General features: G+C 42.8%; 1 protein-coding gene and 1 pseudogene. One reads left to right on the forward strand and one right to left on the reverse strand.

Translation table 11 applies throughout. From position 1 onward, the window contains the following. Nucleotides 1-30 precede the first annotated feature (30 nt). Nucleotides 31-342: an SCP2 sterol-binding domain-containing protein gene (locus A3738_RS21775; protein WP_068479737.1), complete on the forward strand. Its 312-nt coding sequence runs from the start codon at nucleotides 31-33 to the stop codon at nucleotides 340-342. A 67-nt stretch (nucleotides 343-409) separates the two neighbouring features. Here A3738_RS21775 and A3738_RS31390 read toward each other — a convergent pair. Then, nucleotides 410-831, reverse strand: a pseudogene (locus A3738_RS31390) (chemotaxis protein); the annotation flags it as partial.

Here is an 831-nt window from a genome sequence, read left to right on the forward strand (position 1 = left end):
TAATTAACAGATAAAATGAAGGGTATTCTCATGTCTGTAGCTTCAACTTTTGAAACGCTAAAAAACAACTTTAACGCTGATGCAGCAGCTGGCTTGGACTTAGTTTTCCAATTCAACATTGAAGACGATGCTAACTACAACCTTACAATTGCTGATGGCACTTGCGCACTAGCAGAAGGCGATCACGAAGATCCTTCAGTAACTTTGATCATGAGCACTGAAACACTTAACGGTATCGTAAGTGGCGAAACTGACGGCATGCAAGCATTCATGGCTGGTCAACTTCGTGCAGAAGGCGACATGATGCTAGCTACTAAGCTTGGCGAACTATTCAGCATGTAATTCCGCTGTTTAGTGCAATAAAAAAGGCGACTTCATGTCGCCTTTTTTATTGCTCAATTGCCGCACATCATGCGACTACGTCGTACCCGATAGATTTAAGACTATCTTCACTCAGTTTAAGCAGGTCATCATTCAATGAGCTACTTTTACCTAGAGAGTCAATGTAGTATTCGACAGACGATAAAGCGTCTGCCAAGGTTTCCAAAAGCTTTTCATCAGGCAGTGATTGTGAATCTAATAACTCTTGCTGAATGCACTTTTCACTAGCAGCAATCACACTCGCGACGCGCTCTCTACCGAGTAAAAGCATTCCGCCACGCGCTGAATCGAGTGCCTGCCCGATATTTGCTAAATGCAACTTATCACCAGCGGATTCGACATAAGCTGTAATAGAGCGTTTCGTCAACACCAAACTGCTTTGTGACTCCTCAACAACCATCATATTGGCTTCTTTCAAGAAGTGATTATCAGGATCCTTCTCAACTAGAA

This window comes from Oleiphilus sp. HI0066 (assembly GCF_001635725.1).